This window comes from Billgrantia pellis, assembly GCF_008297955.1.
GTDB classification, from domain to species: domain Bacteria; phylum Pseudomonadota; class Gammaproteobacteria; order Pseudomonadales; family Halomonadaceae; genus Halomonas; species Halomonas pellis.
The window spans coordinates 103,938-124,194 of sequence record NZ_VTPY01000008.1 but is presented as its reverse complement, the minus strand read 5'-3'; the positions used below and the strand labels follow the sequence as shown (position 1 = coordinate 124,194).

General features: G+C 61.3%; 15 protein-coding genes. 3 read left to right on the top strand and 12 right to left on the bottom strand.

The genetic code is table 11. From position 1 onward, the window contains the following. Positions 1 to 108: 108 nt before the first annotated feature. The 6 genes from F0A17_RS19210 to F0A17_RS19185 form a co-directional block, all read right to left on the bottom strand. On the bottom strand, positions 109 to 4,809 hold the full coding sequence (locus tag F0A17_RS19210; RefSeq protein WP_228716972.1) for an EAL domain-containing protein: 4,701 nt from the start codon (positions 4,807 to 4,809) through the stop codon (positions 109 to 111). Further along, entirely contained in the window at positions 4,806 to 6,125 is a 1,320-nt protein-coding gene (locus F0A17_RS19205; RefSeq protein ID WP_228716971.1) for an HD domain-containing phosphohydrolase, read from the bottom strand. Before F0A17_RS19205 ends, F0A17_RS19210 begins: the two co-directional genes overlap by 4 nt. A 56-nt stretch (positions 6,126 to 6,181) precedes the next feature. After that, on the bottom strand, positions 6,182 to 6,997 hold the full coding sequence (locus F0A17_RS19200) for an ATP-binding protein (RefSeq protein WP_228716970.1): 816 nt from the start codon (positions 6,995 to 6,997) through the stop codon (positions 6,182 to 6,184). A gap of 151 nt (positions 6,998 to 7,148) precedes the next feature. Then, positions 7,149 to 9,386 (bottom strand): ATPase, T2SS/T4P/T4SS family, encoded by a 2,238-nt coding sequence (locus F0A17_RS19195; protein WP_149329976.1) that lies wholly within the window; start codon positions 9,384 to 9,386, stop codon positions 7,149 to 7,151. Further along, a complete protein-coding gene (locus F0A17_RS19190) occupies positions 9,383 to 10,522 on the bottom strand; it encodes a sensor histidine kinase (RefSeq protein ID WP_149329975.1) in 1,140 nt (379 codons plus the stop codon). The genes F0A17_RS19195 and F0A17_RS19190 overlap by 4 nt, the downstream gene beginning before the upstream one ends. Continuing rightward, positions 10,512 to 11,165 (bottom strand): GTP-binding protein, encoded by a 654-nt coding sequence (locus tag F0A17_RS19185; RefSeq protein WP_149329974.1) that lies wholly within the window; start codon positions 11,163 to 11,165, stop codon positions 10,512 to 10,514. Before F0A17_RS19185 ends, F0A17_RS19190 begins: the two co-directional genes overlap by 11 nt. A gap of 289 nt (positions 11,166 to 11,454) precedes the next feature. Here F0A17_RS19185 and F0A17_RS19180 point away from each other — a divergent pair, with 289 nt between their 5' ends. Then, complete coding sequence (locus tag F0A17_RS19180) at positions 11,455 to 12,945, top strand: FAD-dependent oxidoreductase (RefSeq protein WP_149329973.1); 1,491 nt, start codon at positions 11,455 to 11,457, stop codon at positions 12,943 to 12,945. Here F0A17_RS19180 and F0A17_RS19175 read toward each other — a convergent pair. Together F0A17_RS19175 and F0A17_RS19170 are read right to left on the bottom strand one after the other, a co-directional pair. Next, positions 12,942 to 13,745 carry a cytochrome c oxidase assembly protein gene (locus tag F0A17_RS19175; protein ID WP_149329972.1) on the bottom strand — a complete coding sequence of 268 codons (804 nt, stop codon included), beginning with the start codon at positions 13,743 to 13,745 and terminating at the stop codon, positions 12,942 to 12,944. The genes F0A17_RS19180 and F0A17_RS19175 overlap by 4 nt on opposite strands. A gap of 3 nt (positions 13,746 to 13,748) precedes the next feature. Beyond that, positions 13,749 to 14,255: a DUF2243 domain-containing protein gene (locus F0A17_RS19170; RefSeq protein WP_149329971.1), complete on the bottom strand. Its 507-nt coding sequence runs from the start codon at positions 14,253 to 14,255 to the stop codon at positions 13,749 to 13,751. Positions 14,256 to 14,433: 178 nt separating this feature from the next. Here F0A17_RS19170 and F0A17_RS19165 point away from each other — a divergent pair, with 178 nt between their 5' ends. Further along, positions 14,434 to 15,000: an NnrU family protein gene (locus tag F0A17_RS19165; protein ID WP_149329970.1), complete on the top strand. Its 567-nt coding sequence runs from the start codon at positions 14,434 to 14,436 to the stop codon at positions 14,998 to 15,000. A gap of 121 nt (positions 15,001 to 15,121) precedes the next feature. Continuing rightward, entirely contained in the window at positions 15,122 to 16,201 is a 1,080-nt protein-coding gene (locus tag F0A17_RS19160) for an NAD(P)-dependent alcohol dehydrogenase (RefSeq protein ID WP_149329969.1), read from the top strand. 42 nt (positions 16,202 to 16,243) lie between these two features. Here the strand turns inward: F0A17_RS19160 and F0A17_RS19155 are convergent, their stop codons facing one another. From F0A17_RS19155 to F0A17_RS19140, 4 genes are all read right to left on the bottom strand, one after another. Beyond that, a complete protein-coding gene (locus F0A17_RS19155) occupies positions 16,244 to 17,401 on the bottom strand; it encodes a GGDEF domain-containing protein (protein ID WP_149329968.1) in 1,158 nt (385 codons plus the stop codon). A gap of 433 nt (positions 17,402 to 17,834) precedes the next feature. Beyond that, positions 17,835 to 19,196 (bottom strand): sensor histidine kinase, encoded by a 1,362-nt coding sequence (locus tag F0A17_RS19150; RefSeq protein WP_149329967.1) that lies wholly within the window; start codon positions 19,194 to 19,196, stop codon positions 17,835 to 17,837. Next, positions 19,193 to 19,864: a response regulator transcription factor gene (locus F0A17_RS19145; RefSeq protein WP_149329966.1), complete on the bottom strand. Its 672-nt coding sequence runs from the start codon at positions 19,862 to 19,864 to the stop codon at positions 19,193 to 19,195. The genes F0A17_RS19150 and F0A17_RS19145 overlap by 4 nt, the downstream gene beginning before the upstream one ends. Further along, positions 19,861 to 20,253 carry a PepSY domain-containing protein gene (locus F0A17_RS19140; RefSeq protein ID WP_149329965.1) on the bottom strand — a complete coding sequence of 131 codons (393 nt, stop codon included), beginning with the start codon at positions 20,251 to 20,253 and terminating at the stop codon, positions 19,861 to 19,863. The genes F0A17_RS19145 and F0A17_RS19140 overlap by 4 nt, the downstream gene beginning before the upstream one ends. Between the last annotated feature and the right edge of the window lie 4 nt (positions 20,254 to 20,257).

Here is a 20,257-nt window from a genome sequence, read left to right as displayed (position 1 = left end):
AGAGATCCTCCTTGAAGGGCGTTGTCTTCAAGGTAAACGCTCGGCATCGGCTGGCAAGCGCAACGAGACGGGGCATGGCGACGGCTAGGCCGTCGCGACAAGAACGAGTTAAGCGTCCTGATTTCGGCGCTGCACCTGCTGTTTGGCGAATTGACGAAAGGCCTGTTGCACTACTAGGCGCAGCTCGTCGTCGTCCCATGGCTTGGTTAGGAATTTGTAGATGGCGCTTTCGTTGATTGCCTCGGTCACGGTCTTGAGATCGGTATAGCCCGACAGCACGATCTGGATCATGCCGGGGTAGAGATCCTTGGCACGGCGCAGAAATTCGGTGCCGCTCATCTCGGGCATGCGCTGGTCGCTGATGATGACTTGCACGTCATGGGTGGCCAGCAGTTCGAAGGCTTCCTGCGCGCTGGTCGTCGTGAGTACATGGTAACCATCCCGGCGCAACAATCGCTTCAGCGCACGCAGGATATTGGCCTCGTCGTCGAGTAGCAGGAGTGTCTGGCCACCCCGCCCCCCCTCGCGCCGCTCGCGGTCGAGGGCCTGGGCCTGGTGGTGTTCGCCGAGGAAGTCGGCCAACTCCTTCAATGGCATCGGGCGGGCGAAGAGATAGCCCTGAAAGCTCTCGCAAAGATGTTTCTGCAGATAGGCATATTGGGCTTGCGTTTCGACGCCCTCGGCGACCACCTGCAGCTGCAGCTGGTTGGCGATCGAGGTGATTCCGTGCGTGATAGCGGCGTCGCGGTGATCGCTGATCACTTCCTGAATGAACGAACGGTCGATCTTGATCTTGGTGATAGGCAGGTATTTGAGATAGCTCAAGCTGGAGAAACCGGTACCGAAGTCATCAATGGCGATGCCGATACCATGGGAGCGGATCTCCCGCAGGGTCTCGATGACGGTCTCGGTATTGCCCATCAAGATGTTTTCGGTCAGCTCGAGCTCGAGCAACGAAGGGTCGAGCCCGGTATTCGTCAACACTTCCAGCAGATCCGGCAAGAAGCAGTTGCGCTGAAACTGCAGCGGGGAGACGTTGACCGACATGACATACTGCCCCAGCCCCAGCTCGTTCAGCCGCAGGCTGTCGCGGCAGGCGGTGGCCAATACCCAGTCGCTGATGGGTACGATCTGCCCCGTATTCTCGGCCACGCCGATAAAGTCGGCGGGCGAGACATAGCCCCGCTCGGGATGCTTCCAGCGCAGCAGCGCCTCGAAGCCGATTATGCGGGCACTGGGTCCATGAACTTGGGGTTGGTAATGCAATTCGAACTGCCCCTCCTCGATGGCCCGCTGGAGCTCATTGCGCAGCGCCAAATGGTGACGTACTTTCTCATTGAGGTCGGGAGTGAAGAACTGGTAGGTATTGCGCCCTAGTCGCTTGGCCTGGTACATCGCCAAGTCGGCCTGCTGCAGCAGCGTCTGCGGTTCGATTTCGCTGTCGAGATCGCCGTTGAAGATCGATACGCCGATGCTACCGGTGAGATAGAGTTCGTTGACCTCGATATGGTAGGGAAGCGCGATCTCGGCCAGCAGTGATTCGATGATGGTGACACACTCCTGCGTACCGGTCAGGCCCGGCAGGGTGACGACGAACTCGTCGCCACCGAAGCGGCCCGCACTATCGCCAGGGCGAAGCTGCCTCTCCAGGCGGCGTGCGACTTCGATCAGTACCTGGTCACCGGTGTCATGCCCTAGGGTGTTGTTGATCGGTTTGAAATCGTCCAGGTCGAGAATCAAGACGGCTAGGTAGCGTTGCGCTTGAGCGGAGACCTGGCAACCCTGGCGAATGGCGTTCTCGATCTGGATGCGGTTCGGCAGTTCGGTCAAAGCATCATGCGTGGCGCTGTGAGCCAGCTGTGCCTGGGACTCTCGTTGGGTGGTGATATCGTTCTGTACCCCGACGAAATGGGTCACGGCTCCGGATTCGTCGCGTACGGGGGATATATAGAGATCATTCCAGAAGGGCGTGCCGTCGCGGCGATAGTTTCGGATCACCACATGCACATCGCTGTGTGCGGCAATACCGTGACGTAGCGCCTCGCGCGTGCTCTGGGTGGTTTCCTCTCCCTGTAACAGGCGGCAATTGAATCCCAGTACCTCATCGCGACGGTATCCCGTGATACGCTCGAAGGCGGGATTGACGTAGACGATGGGCAGGTCGGGCTGGGTAGCGTCGACGATAACCACGCCATTGACACTGGAATCGACACTGCGCTCAAGCAGGCGCAACTGGTTCTCGACGCGCTTGCGCATGCTGATGTTCTGAAAATAGATGGCCAGGCCCTCCTCGGAGGGATAGGCGCTGACTTCGAACCAAGCCTGGAGCCGCGCGAAACGCTCTTCGAATGTGACCGGTTCATTCTGTGCGAGGGCTCGACGATACTCTACCTCGAAGCGGGTGCCTTGCGCTTCGGGAAACACTTCCCAGATATTGCAGCCCAGAAGCTCATCGCGTGAACTCTCCAGCAAATGCTCAGCTTCTGCATTCAGGTAACTGAAACGCCAGTGTTTATCTAGCGTGACAAAAGCTACCGTCATCGTTTCCAGGGTGCGGGCAAGGCGAGAGGTTAGCCGGGAGACCTCTTCATGCAGACGCTTCTGCTCGGTAATGTCCTGGGTTGAGCCGTGGATGCGGACGACACGGCCGGAATCGTCCTTGACGGCCTGTCCCAACACCCGCACCACGATCTTCCTGCCGCGGCCCGTGACGACCTCGAACTCTTCGTCGAATGGCACCCCATGGTGAATACACGCATCGAGTCGCTGTTTCAGGCGATCCCGGCAATGGGCCGGATAATAGTCGATGGCTTGTGCCAGGGTCGGTTGGAAATCGGCAGGCTCGTCATGGATCGAGTTTACTTCGCTGGACCATACGGCCCGCCCGTCGGTAAGGTCCACATACCAGCCACCGATGAGCGCAGTCTCGCCGACGATACGAAACAGATGTTGATTATGCCGTAGTGCTTCCTCGTTGCGCTTGCGTTCGGTGACATTGCGCGCCACTACATAAATGACGTGCTCTTCGCCAAGTGCCGCGTTGACCTCGAGCCAATGCTCGCGCCCTTCACTGTCCCGAGCTTGTATTTCCAGTCCCCGAATTACCTGGCCATGCTGCAGCTGGGCGATGGCATTCTCGAAGGCGGCATGGTCGTCCGGCTTTATCAAGTCGCCGTAATGAGACCCGACGAGACGGTCGACAGGATAGCCCAGCAAGCGCTCGAAGGTGGGGTTGACCTGCAGAAATCGTCCATCGAGATCGACCCGGCAAAAGAGCTCCAGGGAGAGGGTAAAGAACTGATCGCGTTGGTGCATTGCGGCCTGCGTTGTCTCCTGGCTCTCGATTAGCCGGCGGCGACGGCGCTCGGTCTGGCTCAGCAAGCTGAGACTGACCATGAGGAGGTAGCTGAACAGAAGCCCAGCAATGAGCAGAAGGAGAGGGAGCGTGGCGTGCGCCTGTACGTACCGCAGGTCGAGTCGGCCAATCAAGCCCCAGGTGCTGCCGTTGGGCAGCTCGACTTGGCCGATACTTAGGGGAATTTCGGATGCTTCGTCCGGGGCTAGAGAAGGGCCAAAAGAATGTATCAGTTGATTCCCCTGCAATATCTTCACCTGGAGAGGGTTGTCGCCATGTTCATGCTGCGCCATCAACGTCGTCAGGTCGAGATTGGCCATAAGCCAGTAAGACGCCCCCGAAGTAAAATGCAGAGGAAAGGCAAGTAGCAGGGCGTGCCTTTCCCCGAGTCTGAGAACGGGGCTTAACTTGGCTTGCGCAGCGTTGCCTAGCTCTCCCAGCCATCCCGAGCCGCCAGCCAGCGAAAAGAAGTGGTTGAGCCGGTAGGAGGTGTCCTGTCGGGACAGAAGAACGATGGGCTCAAGACTGTTATCGAAGACTCCGATTAGGTTAATGGCCGGGAAATGGGTCAAATAACTCTCAACTTCCTGCTGCCATAAGGCATTAGGCGGCAACGTATCCAATGCGCTCCATCGCTTGGCCTGTCGTTCGAGTAGTTGGGTATGATCGGTTAACTCACGCTCCACAAATGACCGGATCTGAACAAGGTGTTCCTCGCTGGCCTTGGCTAAATGTTGAAGACTCTGCTGAGTATATAAAAGCCATCCGCAGCAGGTGAGTATTATACCTATCATGCCGATAGGTAGAGTGAGCCGGCCGGGAATTTCAACGTAACTTGGTTGGGGCCGCAGTTGCATCAAAAGTGCCAGACCCGAGGCGATGATGTAGAGGCTCGCCGCACTGCTGGTCATGTGATGCGCAAAATGATGAGAGATATGGTGCAGTAAAGTCGTGTTGTTCGATTGCCAACCGATAACGAAAATCAGCGTGCCGGCTCCGATCAACGCCAGACCCAGCAGTATGGTCGTTCCCCGCGCAATGGGGTTGCGCAGGCTGCCCAAGAAAAGGGCAAGCGCCTGGAGCATATAGATGATCGCCATATGGCTGGCCAGGCCCTGTGCCGTATTGGCGAATGCACCCGTAGTGTCGGCAGGAAGGGTATGAAGCAGGCCGGACGTGCCCGCCAGGAATAGCAATAAACTCCACAGACGTCCCCAGCCAGTGTCTCCGTTCAGCCGGCTCAGCAGGGCCAGGCCAAACAGCAAGAGCGACAGGGCGTTAAGCGGTGTCAGGACTTGGGTTCCAGGAGAGCTTGCCTGGAAGAATTCGCTCTCAACCAGGCCAAGGCTGCCCACCACGAGGCAACTGAGCATCAGCAGCACGATGAAGGCGCGTTGCGCCAAGGCGAGCCGCTTCATATTGTTTACGGCCTCATCGGTGGTGATTGCTGTCATTCAGGATCTCCGTCAGGCAGCTTCACCCACAGCACGTAACGCGTACCTTCTGTTTCCTCGAAACGAACCAGCCGCTCGATCAGATCGCGCGTCAGCTGCTTACCCTCATTGAGCAGTAACATGCCGCTCTCCGAGTGCAGGTCCCGAACCAGGATCATGCCCGGTTCGAGACGGCGGGTGTCGAGCGACCGTACCTGGTCGCCTCCCATGCCGAGATCCGGAGCCTGTTCGATGCATAACGTAATGAACGCTTCACACATCTCGGGCTCGTAGACTCGGCCGCTTAGCTTGCGGAGCAGCTTCAAGGCATCATCCCGCGGCAGACGGCGCTGCAGAACCAAACCGCGCTGGAGTTCGATGAAATCGACGGCCAACCCGAGCAAGCGTGCTCCATAGGGAATCTCCTCACCCTTGAGCCGATCGGGATAGCCGCTTCCGTTCCAGCGTTCACGATGATGACGAATAATGCTGGCTGTATCTTCCAGGTAATCAAGCGCCATCAACAGGCCTTCGCCGGCTACCGGATAGCGTTGGTACGTCTCGCGATCCTGGGTCGAGAGCCTGTCCGAAGGGGTGGCCAGCAGTTGATCGTTCCACGTCATCTTGCCCAGGTTATAGAGCGACGCGGCCATCATCAGGCTCTGCTTGAGCTCCTCATCGAAGTGGTGGGTGTCAGCGTAGGCTTTGACCAAGTCGCGCACCTGGGTATTGGTCTGCAGGTTGCGCGGTAGCCGCTGACTGATCAGGGCGGAGAAGACCTGGGTAGCGGTGACATAGCTGCGCTTCAGCTCGCCGTAAGCCAACTCCAGCATATCGGCCACCTGCTGAAGTTCACGGGTGCGCGCCTGTACACGCTCCTCGAGGTGGGCATTGAGCAGGGCCAGCTCACGGTTCTGTTCCTGGGTCAGGGCCTCGAGCCGACGTCGCTCACGTTCCGCCTGTTGATGCTCCAGTGCCTGACGCAGGGTCAGGCGCAAATCGTCGTCACTCCATGGCTTGGTGATGTAACGATAGATCTGGCCTTCGTTGATGGCGCGAATGGTCGAGGTCAGGTCGGCGTGGCCTGTCAGCATTAAACGGCGGCATTCAGGCCAGTGTTGCTGGATTCGGCTGAGCAGCTCGGCCCCATCCATGCCCGGCATACGCGAATCCGATACCACGAGATCGACGGGCTCGGTTTGCATGACAACCAGCGCTTCCTCGCCGTTATTGGCTGTCAGCAACCGGTAATCTTCGCGTCGCAACACACGGCGAAGGGCTCGGAGTATGTTCGGTTCATCATCGACCAGCAGCACGCTGATATCGGCGCTGTCCACGGTTGAGTTCTCTGCTGTTTCTATACACATGCTGGCCTGGCCCTGTATCGCCTCGGTTACACGGATTGGCGGATGGGGAGCCATACGCGAAAGCGGCTTCCCTGTCCCTCTTCGCTTTCCACTTCGATGCGTCCGCCATGCTTTTGCACGATACTCGACGATAAGGCGAGACCCAGCCCAGTGCCTTCTCCTACCGCCTTGGTGGTGAAGAATGGCTCGAACAGGCGACCGAGATGCTCCGGCTTGATACCGTAGCCGTTGTCGCGCACCTCGAACCAGACCATGCCATCCTTGCACCCCGTGCTCAAGTGGATCACCCCCTGATTCTCGATCGCGTGAGCGGCATTGGTCAGCAGGTTAAGCGCCACCTGGTTGAGCTGCGAGGGTATACATTCGATTTCCGGCAGATCGCCATAAGCCTTTACTACCTTGGCTTTGTATTTCAGCTCGTTGCCGACCAGGTTCAAAGTCGAGTCGAGGCCGCGATGCAAGTCGGCGGGGCGGAAAGTTTCCTCATCGATATGCGAAAAATCCTTGAGCGCAGTAATGATCGTCTTGACCCGACCGATGCCTTCCTCGGACTCGCTGATCAGCGCTTGTACATCCTCGCGGATATAGTGATATTCGAGTTTTTCCTTGACCTTTCTGAGCTCATCCAGGCTGGCCACCTTGTCGGTGGCATCAATAATAGCGATCAGGTCGTCGACATAACCCGCCAAGGTCTTGAGATTGGAAAAAACGTAGCCGATCGGGTTGTTGATCTCGTGCGCGACACCCGCGGCGAGCTGACCAATGGCGGCCATCTTCTCGGACTGGAGTAATTGCGAGTCGACCTCGGCAAGGTCCTGAAGCAAATGTTTCGTATGGCTCATGGTATTTTCCGACATGGCGCGGTTAGCAGGCTGACATCACGCGGATCCGTTGCCTGTCAGCGGTTCCCTCGCGAAACGATAGGTGCCGACTCTACATATCGGCTCCCCGGGAGGCGGCTTGAGGGAAAAGAGGCATCGGATCGTTTTTTTCTTACTCGATGGGTGTCTCGCCATGGCCGAGAGCCCTCTGCACTTCCGCGAGTGTGGTCAAGCCTTGCGTTACCTTGGCATGGGCGTCGCCGAGCAAACCTGTCGGCAGGTTCTTGCGGATCAAGGATTGCAGCTCCCAGGGGGTACGCCCGCTGACGATCGCATTGCGTAATGCATTGTCCATAACAATGACTTCGTAGAGTCCGATTCGTCCTTGATAGCCTTGACGACATCGGGGACAGCCCACGGCTTCCCAGGCCTGCTTCGGCGTCTCAATGAAAGGGCCACCCAGTACCTGGCACAAGGTCGGATCGGGCGGGGCCGGTCGACGGCAGTGGATGCACAGGCGGCGTACCAGGCGTTGCCTCACCAGGGCACCGAGGCTTGACGACATCTCGAGAATATCGAACGGGGTGCCCAACAGTTGCGAGAAGACATCGGCGATCGACATTGCCGTAAGCGCAGTGAGCAACCGGCTGGCGTTAGCTGTTGTACGTAACGCGTTGCAAATGGTCTCGGCATCGTGATGATCATCATCGATCAGCACGGCCTCGGGTTGCTGGGCATAGGCCGCTTCCAGCATATCGGTTGTGATGGGAAGGGCGTGTGGCAACTGCACTTGTGCCACCGTATCGTTGGCATACTGTACGGACCGCTCTAGCGAGACATGATGGTCCGTCGTGCGGCTGGACTTGAGCAAGGCGTGCAGCAGCATGGAGCGGCCGCTGTCGGCCGGACCGGCGGCGACAATTAGGCTGCCAGGCTGGGCGAAGGCATGTTGCAACCGTTCGAGATCTTCCCCGGAAAGCCCGAGCTCCATGAGGGGAAGAACCGGTGTATGACGCGGAGCGAGCCGGATGTGGATCTGCTCGCCATGGGTCGTCGGCAGCGTGGAAATGGCCATGTCCACGAGCCTCATGGAGGTTTTGACCGTAATGTGGCCCTGCTGGGGGGCTTGTCGCTCGGTAACATCCAGGTCGGTCATGACCTTGAACCGCGATACCACCGCCATGAGTAGGCTGGTGGGCACCTGCAGGATGTCCTGCATCGTGCCGTCAAGGCGGTAGCGCACGGCGACGGTATCGAGCCGTGGCTGGATGAGAATCTCCCGAGCTCCCCGGTTGATAGCCTCCAGCAGCAAGCCGTTGATCAGGCGAACAGCGGGGGGATCGACAGAATGGGATAGGATCTCGTGAAGCGTCTCGGTATCCCCGGGGACATCGAGTACGATCTCGATGTCGTCGTAAGGCGGCTCGTCCGCCTGAGCCGGTGTGTCCGCAGCATTGGCGCCATGCAGCTCTGTCGCTTCCTTCAGCTTGCCCTGGAGTTGATCGATGCGGCATAGCAGGGGGCGCACTCGGTTCCCGGTGGCTGCCGCCAGGCTATCGATCAGCCCGGTGTCGAGCGGGTCGGCCATGGCCAGGTCCAGCCGTCCGTTTTCTAGACGGCAAGGCAGCATCCAATGACGCTCGCAGGCCGCAAGCGGCAGATACGAAAACAGTGCCGAATCCAACTCGCTCTCGCGCAGATCGATCTCTTCACACAGCTTCTCGTCGCGCAGCAGGGCATAGAGGCGCTCTTGGTCGACCCACTCATTACGAACGAGATGCTGAACCGCCGGCAGGCGAGAGGTCTGCATCTGACCATGCAGCCGTTGCAGTTGACGGGCGTTGAGCCAGCCCCGGTCATGCAGGAAGCGCGGTAGCGCATTGCGTTCGGCGACGTCGATCTCTTCCAGGGGCAGCGGCATCTCGGTGGGTGTGGCGGTCCGTTTCGAACCGTTCCTGCGTTGGCGCGCCTCGTACTGTTCCAGCGCCATGGCCACTGTCAGGCGCAGATCGTCGTCATTCCAAGGCTTGAGATTGAAGCGAAAGACGGCACCATCTCTCATCGAACCCAGTACCACCTCGGAGTTGGCGTAGCCGGTGACCATGATGCGCAGGATTTGCGGCCAGCGCTCGCGCACGCGCTGCAGCAACGCATTCCCATCCATTCCTGGCATCTTGAAATCGCTGATGACGACTTCCACCGCCTCGAACTCCAGGATGGCCAGCGCCGCTTCGGCGTTTTCAGCGAAGCGAAGCTCGTAGTTCTCTCGATGGAAGACCCGGCGCAAGGCAGAAAGGATGTGTGGGTCGTCGTCGACGAATAGCAGACGGTAGGGCCTGGCTGGCTGCTTGGTCCCCTCGCTCGATGGGGGAGAAGCGTCCATGAACAAGGGGCCGTAGCGGCGTGTCAAGACGCTTGCCCTGCAATCGGTAGCCAGAGCGTCAGACAGGTGCCTTGCCCTACTTCGCTGGTGAGATTGAGACGACCATGATGGGCGGTTACGACATCGAGGATAACGGGCAATCCGAGTCCACTCCCCATGCCGACTTCGCGAGTCGTGTAGAAGGGCTCGAAAGCGCGCTCGCGTACCTCCTGGCTCATGCCATGCCCATTGTCCTGTACGGTCAGTTCGATCATGTCGTCGACGGGGCGTGTGGTGACGACGACCTTGCCCTCGTCACCCAGTGAGCGCAGCGCATTGGTGAGCGCGTTGTGGATCGCCTGGCCGATCTTGGCGGGATAGCCGGGAATCCGAGGCAGGCGGTCGAGTCGTAGCGTAACGGTATCTGGCGTTGCCAGATCGGGCTGCAGCAGGCGCAGTGTCGTCTCGATCAGGGCGTTGAGGTCAAAGTGACGGTGATCGGTCTGATCGATATTGGCGAACAGTCGGATGTCCCGGATGAGTCCCGAAATGCGATTGGCCCCGTCGAGGGATTCCTCCAGGAGGCTGTGAAAGTCTTCGATGAGTTCCCCGAGGTTGGACTCCGCCTCGGCGGACTCGGTGATTTCGCCAAGATACTCCTGTGCCGTGCGCAGATTGCTGCTGATGAAGCCGATGGGAGTGTTGATTTCATGGGCCATCCCGGCCGCCAATTGGCCGACAGCACGCAGCCGGGCGCTCTCGTAGAGCTTTTGCTGCGATTCCCGGATCGTCCTCACCTGGCTATCGACTCGCTCCTGCAGCGATTCGGAGAGTAAGCGATAGCGTGCTTCCGAAGCCTGCAGCGCCGCATGCTGTTGCTGCAGCTCCTGGTAGTTTGCTTCGGTGGCGGTAAGGTGCAGGTTGGCTGCCAGGCGATACTTGGCAGCATGGAAAAGTAGCAGCTCGAGCAGGGCGGCGGCCGCCCGGCGCTGCGGGATCGGGAGGTCCGATTTGAGCCATGCCACCGGCTCGAGGCTGAACTCCACCGGCGTCGCCTGGGCTTCAGGATGACGCAGCAGGACGATTTCGGCTCCGCAAAGGTTCGTGAGCAGAATCATGGCGCGGGTCACCTGGGCAGGCGGAAGCAATTCGTCGAGGCTCAGTTCCTCACGGTCATCGTACATGGTGGTCCTCCCGGCAACGGGTGAGGCGCTCGAGAAAAACGGAACGATCGATACCGTAATGTCGGGACAGGCCATGCGCCTCGTTAACGGCGGGATAAAGACGTTCCAACAGCCGCTCGAAGGTCTCGATGACTCCATGTCCTTTCAGCGCGCTGGAGAGAACCAGCGGCCACCACGCGGAAGACGACCATCGCTCGCGAAGGGTTTTCTCTTCGACGATACGACTCAGATCGCGCTTATTGAATTGCACGACCAGGGGGATACGTTCGATATCGAGACCCACTTTATGCAGGTTGTCGGCGAGGTTCTCGAAGGAAACGGCATTGTTTTCCTGCTGGTTCAACTGCGAATCGGCCACGAAGATGACCCCGTCCGCGCGAGACAACACTGCCTTTCGCGTGCTGTCGTGCTCCACCTGGCCTGGCACTGTATAAAGCTTGAGACGTATGTCGAGCGTCTGCTCCTGCTGAAAACCGATCGGCAGCATGTCGAAGAACAGGGTTCGGTCATCGCGTGTCTCCATGACCATGAGTTCGCCCATGCGCTGCGGATCAAGCAGTGCATGAAGCTGCAGCAGATTCGTCGTCTTGCCGCTCATGGCGGGGCCGTAGTAGACGATTTTCAAGACAATCTTGTTCGGCATGTGAACGGCTCGCGCTTAGTGCGGTGATTTCACTCTCTAGCCGGAAGCGATGCCTGGCTCGGTAAGGCGGTCGACGCTGCTTGTATCGCTCGCGCCAGCAGGCCCGACCGGCATGACTGCCTGCTTTATTTATCGGCCTTGCTGGCCGAACCTTTAACCGAGACAGGGTTTTGCTCGGCAAACTGATGCCGGGGGCCGACGATGGTGCGCCGTGCTTCATTAGCGCCTCCCTCCGTCAGCTTCTATAACTGGGGCAGGACAAGGCAATTTCACGACGGAAGGAGTCGTTATGGAGGCGATCTGGACGCTAGGCAGCCGTGGTGTGGCGGAGTACGCGCCGCTGAACGAAAACACCGAGACGGACGTGATCGTGATCGGTGCAGGCATCACCGGCCTCACCGCGGCCCAGGCGCTGGCCGAGGCGGGCCAGCGCGTGATGGTACTGGAAGCCTCTCATGTCGGCGCCGGGGTTACCGGTGGCTCTACCGGCAACTTGTACAGCACGCTCGCCTCGGGGCTGGCGCCGCTGCGAAGCAAATGGGGGGATGCGGTGGCGGCCGACGTGGTGCGCGCGCGCGCCGAGGCGGTCGATCATGTCGAGCGGCTGGTCGAGCGCTTCGCCATCGACTGTCAGTTCAAGCGTCAACCGGCATACCGGCTGGTTACCGATGACAGGCAGCATGCCGAGCATGATCTGAATGGAGAGCTCGATGCCATGGTCAGCGCCGGTCTCGATGCTGCGGAAGCCGACGGTCCCGGGCTGCCCTTCGATAGCTGGGGCATACGGGTTGCCGATCAGGCCCAGTTCAATCCGCTGCACTATGTGCAGGGCCTGGCTTCCCAACTGATCGATGACGGTGTGGTCATCCACCAGCACTGCCCGGTACGCGAAGTGAACGCCAAGGAGGGCTGGGTGAGCACCGAGGCGGCCCGTATCTCGGCGCGTCACATTGTCTTTGCCACGCACACGCCTAAGGGGATCAACCTGTTGCAGGCGGGCATGCTGGTGTCGCGGGAATATGCCGTCAGCGCCCGGCTACGTAGCGGCGATTATCCGGAGGGCATCCTGTGGGTGCTCGATCCTTTCCATTCGTTGCGTAGTTATCGACACGGCGAACAACGCTATCTGATGGTGATCGGCGAGAAGCACAAGACCGGTGAGCACAAGGGCGATCACTATCAGCGCTTGCGCGAATATCTCGAAGCCCACTTCAATGTCGAGTCCTTTACCCATCAATGGTCGGCCCAGCAATACAGTTCGCCGGATGGGCTTCCCTACATCGGCAGAGTGCACGGACACGACAATGTTTATATGGCTACCGGCTTTGCCGCCGACGGCCTGGTCTGGGGTACGCTTGCGGGTCGCATCATCGCCGACCAGGTACTCGACCGCGACAATCCTTGGCAGGCGCGCTTCGGTGCGAGGCGCATCACCCCCGGGAAGTCGGCGATGCAGTACGCCAGAGAGAACGCCACGGTTACCAAGCACATGATCAAGGATTACCTGGGCACCGAAAAGCTCGAGGATCTTGACAGTATCGGTCCGGGGCAGGCCCGAGTCGCGACCGTTGACGGCGAGAAACTGGCGCTCCACCGCACCGCTGCCGGCGAGCTCAAGGTGCTCTCCGCCATCTGCCCGCACATGAAGTGTGTGGTGCACTGGAATGCTGCGGAGTCGACCTGGGACTGCCCTTGCCATGGCAGCCGCTTCGATACCGAAGGAGAGGTGATCGAAGGGCCCGCGTACCATCCTCTGGCCCGTCCGGACGGCGCGGACTAAAAGAGGCGCGGCAACGCTTCCCGCCGCCGACGTGGCATGCGCCACCACATCGTCATCAGCGCGATGGCCAGCAAGGCTTCGGCCAGGTCGCCACCGTAGTACATCCACATGGCGGCGGCCTGGATCTCCTCCACGTCATGGCCGGTATTTCGTGGCCAGAGGTAACCGTACATGATTTTCCCCAGGATGGCGTGAGCGGCCATCGATACGAACAGCACCCACAGGCGCAGGTGCAGGCTATGCGCCTGTGGGGCGCTGTCGGGACCGGCGAGAATGGTCCAGCAGAAAAGGTACCCGGCGAGCAGAAAATGCAGATGCATCCAGGCGTGCAATACCGGCCACTGCTGAGTGGCGGCGTAGAGCGGGGTGAGATAGAGCAGGTACATGCCGCCCACGTTGAGCAGCAGTGCCGCGATCGGGTGGGAGGCTCCTCGCAGCGGCCGGCTTTGCAATAGGGCGACCAGGCGCCGGGCCGCTGCGGCCGGTAGCGTCTTCAGCAGCAACGTGACGGGAGCGGCCAGTACCCAGGCGAGCGGTGCCAGCATGCCGATAACGAGGTGCTGGGCCATGTGGCCTCGCAGGTCGTGATGAGCCCAGGCCAGGGCCGGCGGGGCGAGGGCCGCGGCGAGCAGCAGGCTGCCTCCGGCGAAGAAGACACAGCGCCAACCGCTCCAACCGTTGCCGACTTGCCGCTGATGCCGGGCGGCCATGAGGTATACCAGCATGAGCGCCGCGACCGATACCAGCGGTATCAGGGTGAGCGGCGAGGCGTCCGCACCGAGGCCGTGTGACTCGGGCATGACTCAGCGTCGCCGAAGCTGCCGTGTGCGGCGATAGAGCCAGGCGCCCAGCAGCAGCAGGGCGATGGCCGACAAGTTCCAGGCCAGATCGTAGGCCAGCAGGTCCACGTCGTAGCGAATCTGATGGATGCGCAACAGCTTGTGGCTGACGATCCCGTCGAAGAGCTGAAAACCGCCCATGCCGAACAGCACGCCGGCCCAGACCAGGCGCATTGCCAGCCGACGCTGGCGTGCCAAATCCAGCAAGAGGAAGGTGCCGATCACCAACGACAGCAGCTCGGCGGCATGCAACAAGCCATCCGAGATGATGCCGATCGTCGGCGTCGCGCGATCGAAGAAATGGTGCCACTGCAGAAGCTGGTGGAAGACGATTTCGTCGATGGCCGCCATCACGCCGATGCCGATCAGCGCGGCGTAGCCGAGCGAGCGTCTGGCATCGGGCGCGGTTGGCACTTCCCTCGGCGCCCTTCCGGACGTATCGGGTCTTGGCGAATCGGGTGAAGCGGGCATTGCGTCCATGCTCCGTAGTCGTTTGGCTTTCAGGTTAGGCCAGCCGCCGCTCGCTTCAAGCTCCGCCAGCTCCGACGAAACTTGGTGTCATGCCACGTGCTGGCTAAGCTGAGCGGGTCGGCGCTACGGCTCGCTGCACCCATTCGTTTTCCACCCGCACCCGTATAAGGAATGTTCCATGCTCGTCATGATTCTGGGATTGCTGATCTTTCTCGGCTCCCATTCCCTCCGCATCGTCGCCGAAGACTGGCGTACCGCGCAGATCCAGCGCCTGGGGGAGAAACGCTGGAAGGCGCTCTTCTCGCTGGTGGCTGTCATCGGCCTGGCGCTGGCCATTTGGGGATATGGGCGCATGCGCCTCGATCCCGTCTGGGTATGGTCGCCGCCGGTCGGTCTGCGTCATCTCGTGGCGCTGCTGATGATTCCTGCCTTCATTCTGCTGGTGGCTGCCTATGTGCCGCGTAACCACATCAAGGCCAAGCTCGGGCATCCCATGGTTCTCGCAGTGAAAGTCTGGGCTTTCGCTCATCTTCTGGCTAACGGCCGGCTTGGCGATATCGTCTTCTTCGGTGCCTTCCTGCTCTGGGCCGTGCTCGATTTTCGCACCGCTCGGCGTCGCGCGCCCGCTCCGGAAGTGACGCCGCGAATGTCAGGCACCTTGATCACTTTCGCGGTCGGCCTGGCTGTCTATTACCTGTTCGCCTTCCACCTCCACGTCTGGGTGACTGGCGTCCCTGTCATGTAGCCCTCGTCGATCATCGACAGCGTGTAATAATGAATTGATATAGATCAAGGCAACTCCTTCACGGTTGGTCGAACCTGATGAAGCCTGCCGACTGCAGGCGTCACGACACGAGGATGAGATCATGCCTGCCATGATGAAAGCGGCCATTTTCGTCGAGCCTGGGCGCATCGAGATCGACGACAAGCCGATTCCCGAAATCGGGTCGGACGACGCCCTGATCCGAGTCACTACCACGACCATCTGCGGCACCGACGTCCATATCCTCAAGGGCGAATACCCGGTGGAGAAGGGGCTCACTATCGGTCATGAACCGGTGGGCGTGATCGAAAAGCTCGGCGCCAATGTCAAGGGGTATCACGAGGGGCAGCGGGTGATTGCCGGGGCCATCTGTCCCAGCTTCACCTCCTATGCCTGCCAGGACGGCTGCAGCGCCCAGGATGGCGGGCATCACGCCCATGGTTACAAGCCCACGGGCGGCTGGCGCTTCGGCAATACCATTGACGGTGCCCAGGCGGAATATTTGCGCGTGCCGGACGCCCAGGCCAATCTGGCGCCGGTGCCTGATGGCCTGAGCGACGAGCAGGTGCTGATGTGCCCCGATATCATGTCGACCGGATTTGCCGGCGCCGAGTCGGCCGGGATTCGCATCGGCGACAGCGTGGCAATCTTCGCCCAGGGGCCGATCGGCCTGTGTGGCACCGCCGGGGCCCGTATGCGTGGAGCTGGATTGATCATCGCCGTGGACGGCGTCGAGGCGCGACTCGAAATGGCCCGAAACATGGGGGCCGATATCACCCTCGACTTCCGCAAGGTCGATGTCGTCTCCGAGATTCGGCGCCTGACCGGCGGACGCGGCGTCGACGCTGCCATCGAGGCGCTGGGGTTGCAGGCCACCTTCGAAGCTGCGCTGCGGGCCATCAAGCCAGGAGGTACGCTCTCGAGCCTGGGCGTTTATTCCGAGAACCTGACGATTCCGCTCGACGCTTTCCATGCCGGCCTGGGCGACCACCGCATCGTCACCTCGCTCTGTCCCGGTGGCAAGGAGCGCATGCGTCGGCTGATGCAGGTGATCGAGACCGGTCGCCTCGATCTGGGCGGTTTGGTCACCCATCGCTATCGGCTGGAAGATATCGTCGAGGCGTACGATCTGTTTTCGCATCAGCGCGACGGCGTGCTCAAGGTGGCGATACAGGCGGGCTGAGCCGATGTGCCGAATGCATTCCGGGCGACCCCTGCCTGAACGTCATGGCTCCAGTTCGGCGAGGCAGTAGCCATCCTTTTGCGCCGTTTTGACCCGATACATCGCCATATCGGCGCGGTGGATAATGTCGTCGACGCTCATTTCGGAATAGGGGAACAGGCACACACCGATGCTGGCCCGAAGGGAAAGCGTCTCCGGTACGCCGGCCAGCGGCGACCTGAGACTGGCCAGCAGCTTTTCCGCCAGGTGGTGGATATCCTGTTCGGAAGCGAGATCGCGGGCCAGCACGAAGAATTCGTCACCGCCGATTCGTGCCACCGTATCCACTCTGCGCACGCTGTTCTTCAGGCGTTGAGCGACCTGCATGAGCAGTAGGTCGCCCATCTGATGCCCAAGGCGATCGTTGATCGCCTTGAACCCGTCCAGGTCGATGAAAAGACCGCCCTGGAGTTGCCGCTGGCGCTGGCTGGCGGCCAGTGCCTGCTGGATGCGGTCATGAAGCAATACACGATTGGGCAATCCCGTCAATGGATCGTGCAGCGAGCGCTCATGGTGGTAGTGTCGTTCCTTTTCGAGCTGCTGCTCGCGCAGGTAGAGTTGTCGCCCCTGGCGCTCCACGAGATAGCCCGTGGTTCCGGCGATCAAGTTGGCCGAAACGATGAAAACGTTATGACTGAAGAGGATATGACCGGGATAGTCCAGCAGTAGCCCAAAGACCAGGTTGTAGCTCACGAGGAGCAGCGCATCGATGCCCAGAGCATAGGGAAAGCGAACCCCGATGAAGTTGTAGGTGTAGAAGGTCACCATGACCATGGCAGGGTAATAGTAAGCCGCGTTCTCGAGAGGCACTTGCGACTGGATGGCGATCATCCCGAAGCCGGCCGCGACGCATACGGCGGCTAGCCACCACTGCGCCAGGCGTTGGAAGATCGCGGTGAAGCTGACAGCCAGCACCAAGGACGGGACCAGCATGGCGGTGAGACGCGATTGCCAGACACCCGAGTTGGCCTCGGGCGGGACAAACCAGATATCCAGCAGGCCGCACAGCAGGTAGACCAGCATACCGACCAGAATCGCCGTACGCCCATGAATCAGGGTGCGGGGAAAGGTATCGTGCCGGTAGGCGTCTTCCAACTGCGGGTCGCGAAAGCGAAGGCAGAAACGCCTCAGCATGCTTGGTGTACCCTGCGCAATGGCCATCACGGGGCTCGTCAGACCTCATGCGCGTCAGGATGGGAGAGGTGGCCTCGTATAACGTTGCTGCCTCGCCTGGGCCTGCCTGCGCACACTTTTCTCATTTCTTTTTTGGTTTTGGCAGGCTATCAGCAAGCGCGCAACGCAGCCAGCCACAAAAGCGGCACGATGCTTGCCAACGCGCTCGTATCGACGTCTTCATTTCGTACGGAATTCTCAAGCGATTCAGTGCGATCCGGGCGCACACGGGAAAACCGGGCAGCGTTGAAACCTGGTGCGGCCTGTTTTCAACGCGTTGCTACTCTTTGTTACACGGCAAGGAACGAGCATTCCATTCCTCCCGCGGCTCTTCCGGCATCAGTGGGGTATCGTCCTGACCGTTCTGGGCCAGGCACCTTCATCGCTGCCTATGGCATGCTGCGAGAATCGTCAAAGGCGTCTAATCCGTCGGTGCCGGGGCCTCGGTCAATGGCCGGGTCGGCAACCAGGCCCGGGCGGACAGGCCACCCAGGGGAGAGGCATCCAGCACCAGCCGGCCGCCATGCAGGGCCACCAGATCGGCGACGATGGCCAGCCCCAGGCCGCTGCCGGAGCGCTGATCGTCCAGGCGAGCGCCGCGGCCCATGGCGGCTTGGCGCTGGGTCTCGTCCATGCCGGGCCCGTCGTCCTCCACGCAGAGCCAGATGCCGCCGCCCTCTTCGTAACCGTCGAGTCGAACCCGGCCATTTGCCCAGCGCAGCGCATTGTCCAGCAGGTTGCCGACGAGTTCCTTCAGGTCTTGGGGTTCCATTCTCGCGCGCAGGCCCGTCGACAATCGATGCTCCAGGGTCACGCCGCGGCGCCCGGCGAGCCGCCCCAGGCCGTCGAGGATAGGGGTCAGTGCCTCGGCCACCCCGACTCTGGGGGCCAAGCCGACATCGCCCGCCGCGGTGGCGCGAGCCAGATGGTGGCGCACGGCGGTATCGATACGGTCGAGCTCGGCGCGAATCCTGCTGCGGCGCGGCTCCTCGATGCGATCGGCGAGAGTGCTCAGTACGCTGACCGGCGTCTTGAGGGCATGGGCCAGATTGCCGGCGGCGTGTCGGGCATGCGCCATCAGCCGCCGGTCTCGGCTCAACACGGCGTTCATCGCGCCGGCAAGGCGGGCCAGCTCGGCGGGCAGACGGGTGTCGAGCCGTTCGGCGTCGCCATTCTCCACGCGTGCCAGGTCGCTCTGCATTCGCCGCAGCGGCGCCAGCCCCCAGCGCACCTGCAGCGCCAGCATGATCAGCACCAGCAGGCCGAGACCGGCGAGCGACAGCGCCACCAGCCGGGCGAAGCGATCCAGCTCCAGGTCCAGCGTTTCGCGCGGCGCCGCCACGCTGATGTGCAGCGGCGCCTCGAGCGGGGCCAGGTAAATATCGCGCTCGATGACCCGCAGCGGTGTGTCGCGCGGCCCCACGAGATCGTGCCGGACCACCCCGGTCGATTCCCGTACGGGCAGGCGCTGGTCCCATAGTGAGCGCGATGTCAGCACCCGCTCGCCGTCGCTCACCTGCCAGTACCAGCCGGAGAGGACCTGCTCGAAGCGCGGATCGCCGAGATTGCGCTCTTGCACCAGCCGCTGCCGCACGTTGTCCCAGGCGAGTCCGGCGATCACCACGTTGAGCAGCGCCTCCAACTGTCGATCGAAGGCGCCGGTGGCGGTAGTGCGAAAATGTTGGGCAAGGCCGATACCGGCCAGCGGCAGGGTAACCGCCAGGATCAGCAGGGTGGCCAATATGAGGCGGCTGGCCAGCGACCATCGGCGTAGCCGGTTCATGAGACCTCGGCGTTGCCGATCAGCCGATAGCCCAGGCCGCGGCGGGTCTCGATGCGCTCGGCCCCCAACTTGCGTCGCAGCCGGCTGATCTGGACGTCGATGACGTTGGAGTCGGGCTCGTGGTCGCGGTCGTAGACATGCTCGGCGAGCTCGCTGCGGCTGACCACTCGTGGAGCGGCGTGGGCCAGGTAGGCGAGCAGGCGAGACTCCTGTGCGGTCAGGCTCACCGGGCGGCCGGCCAGGGTGACGCTGCCGGTATGGGTGTCGAAGGCCAGTTCGCCGATGCGCAGCACTGGGTGGGCGTGGCCGTGGCTGCGGCGCACCAGGGCGCGCAGGCGGAACAGCACTTCGGCAGTCTCGAACGGCTTGGTGACGTAGTCGTCGGCCCCCGCGGAGAAGCCGGCGGCCTTGTCGGCCCAGCGGGTGCGCGCGGTCAGGACCAGCACCGGCAGTTCGATGGCATCCTCCCGCCAATCGGCAAGCCAGCGGCTACCGTCGCCGTCGGGAAGGCCCAGGTCGAGGATCACGGCATCGTAGGCTTCGGTGCGCACCAGGAAATCGGCCTCACCGCCGCCGCCGGCCCGTTCGACCAGCACGCCCGCCTCGTGCAGCGCCTCCGCCAACGCCTCGGCCAACGCATCGTCGTCCTCTACCAGCAACACCTTCATTGCGCCTCCTCCTTGCGCCGCATGCCGTCGATGTTGACGCCCTCCATGCCGATCAGCTCGCCGCTCTCGGCGTCGAATTCGAACTCCACCACCTGGCCCTGGGGACCGAGCATTTCCACTTCGTAGATCGCCCGGCCGTCGTCGCGCTCCAGCTCCACTTCGAGCACATGGCCCTCGTAGCGGGCCTCCAGCCAGTCGAGGATCTCCGGCAAGGCGACCAGGCGCCCGCTGCGTACCGCTTCGTGGAGGTCACGCCAATGATCGTCGGCCAGCCCGTGGCCCGCCGCCAGACCGAGGAACGCCGACACGGCGAGAAGCGCTGCCAGCGCTCGGCGACCGCGCGTTGCGAGCGAAAGGCGTGTCAATAATCGAAGGGGAGGTATCGTCATGTCG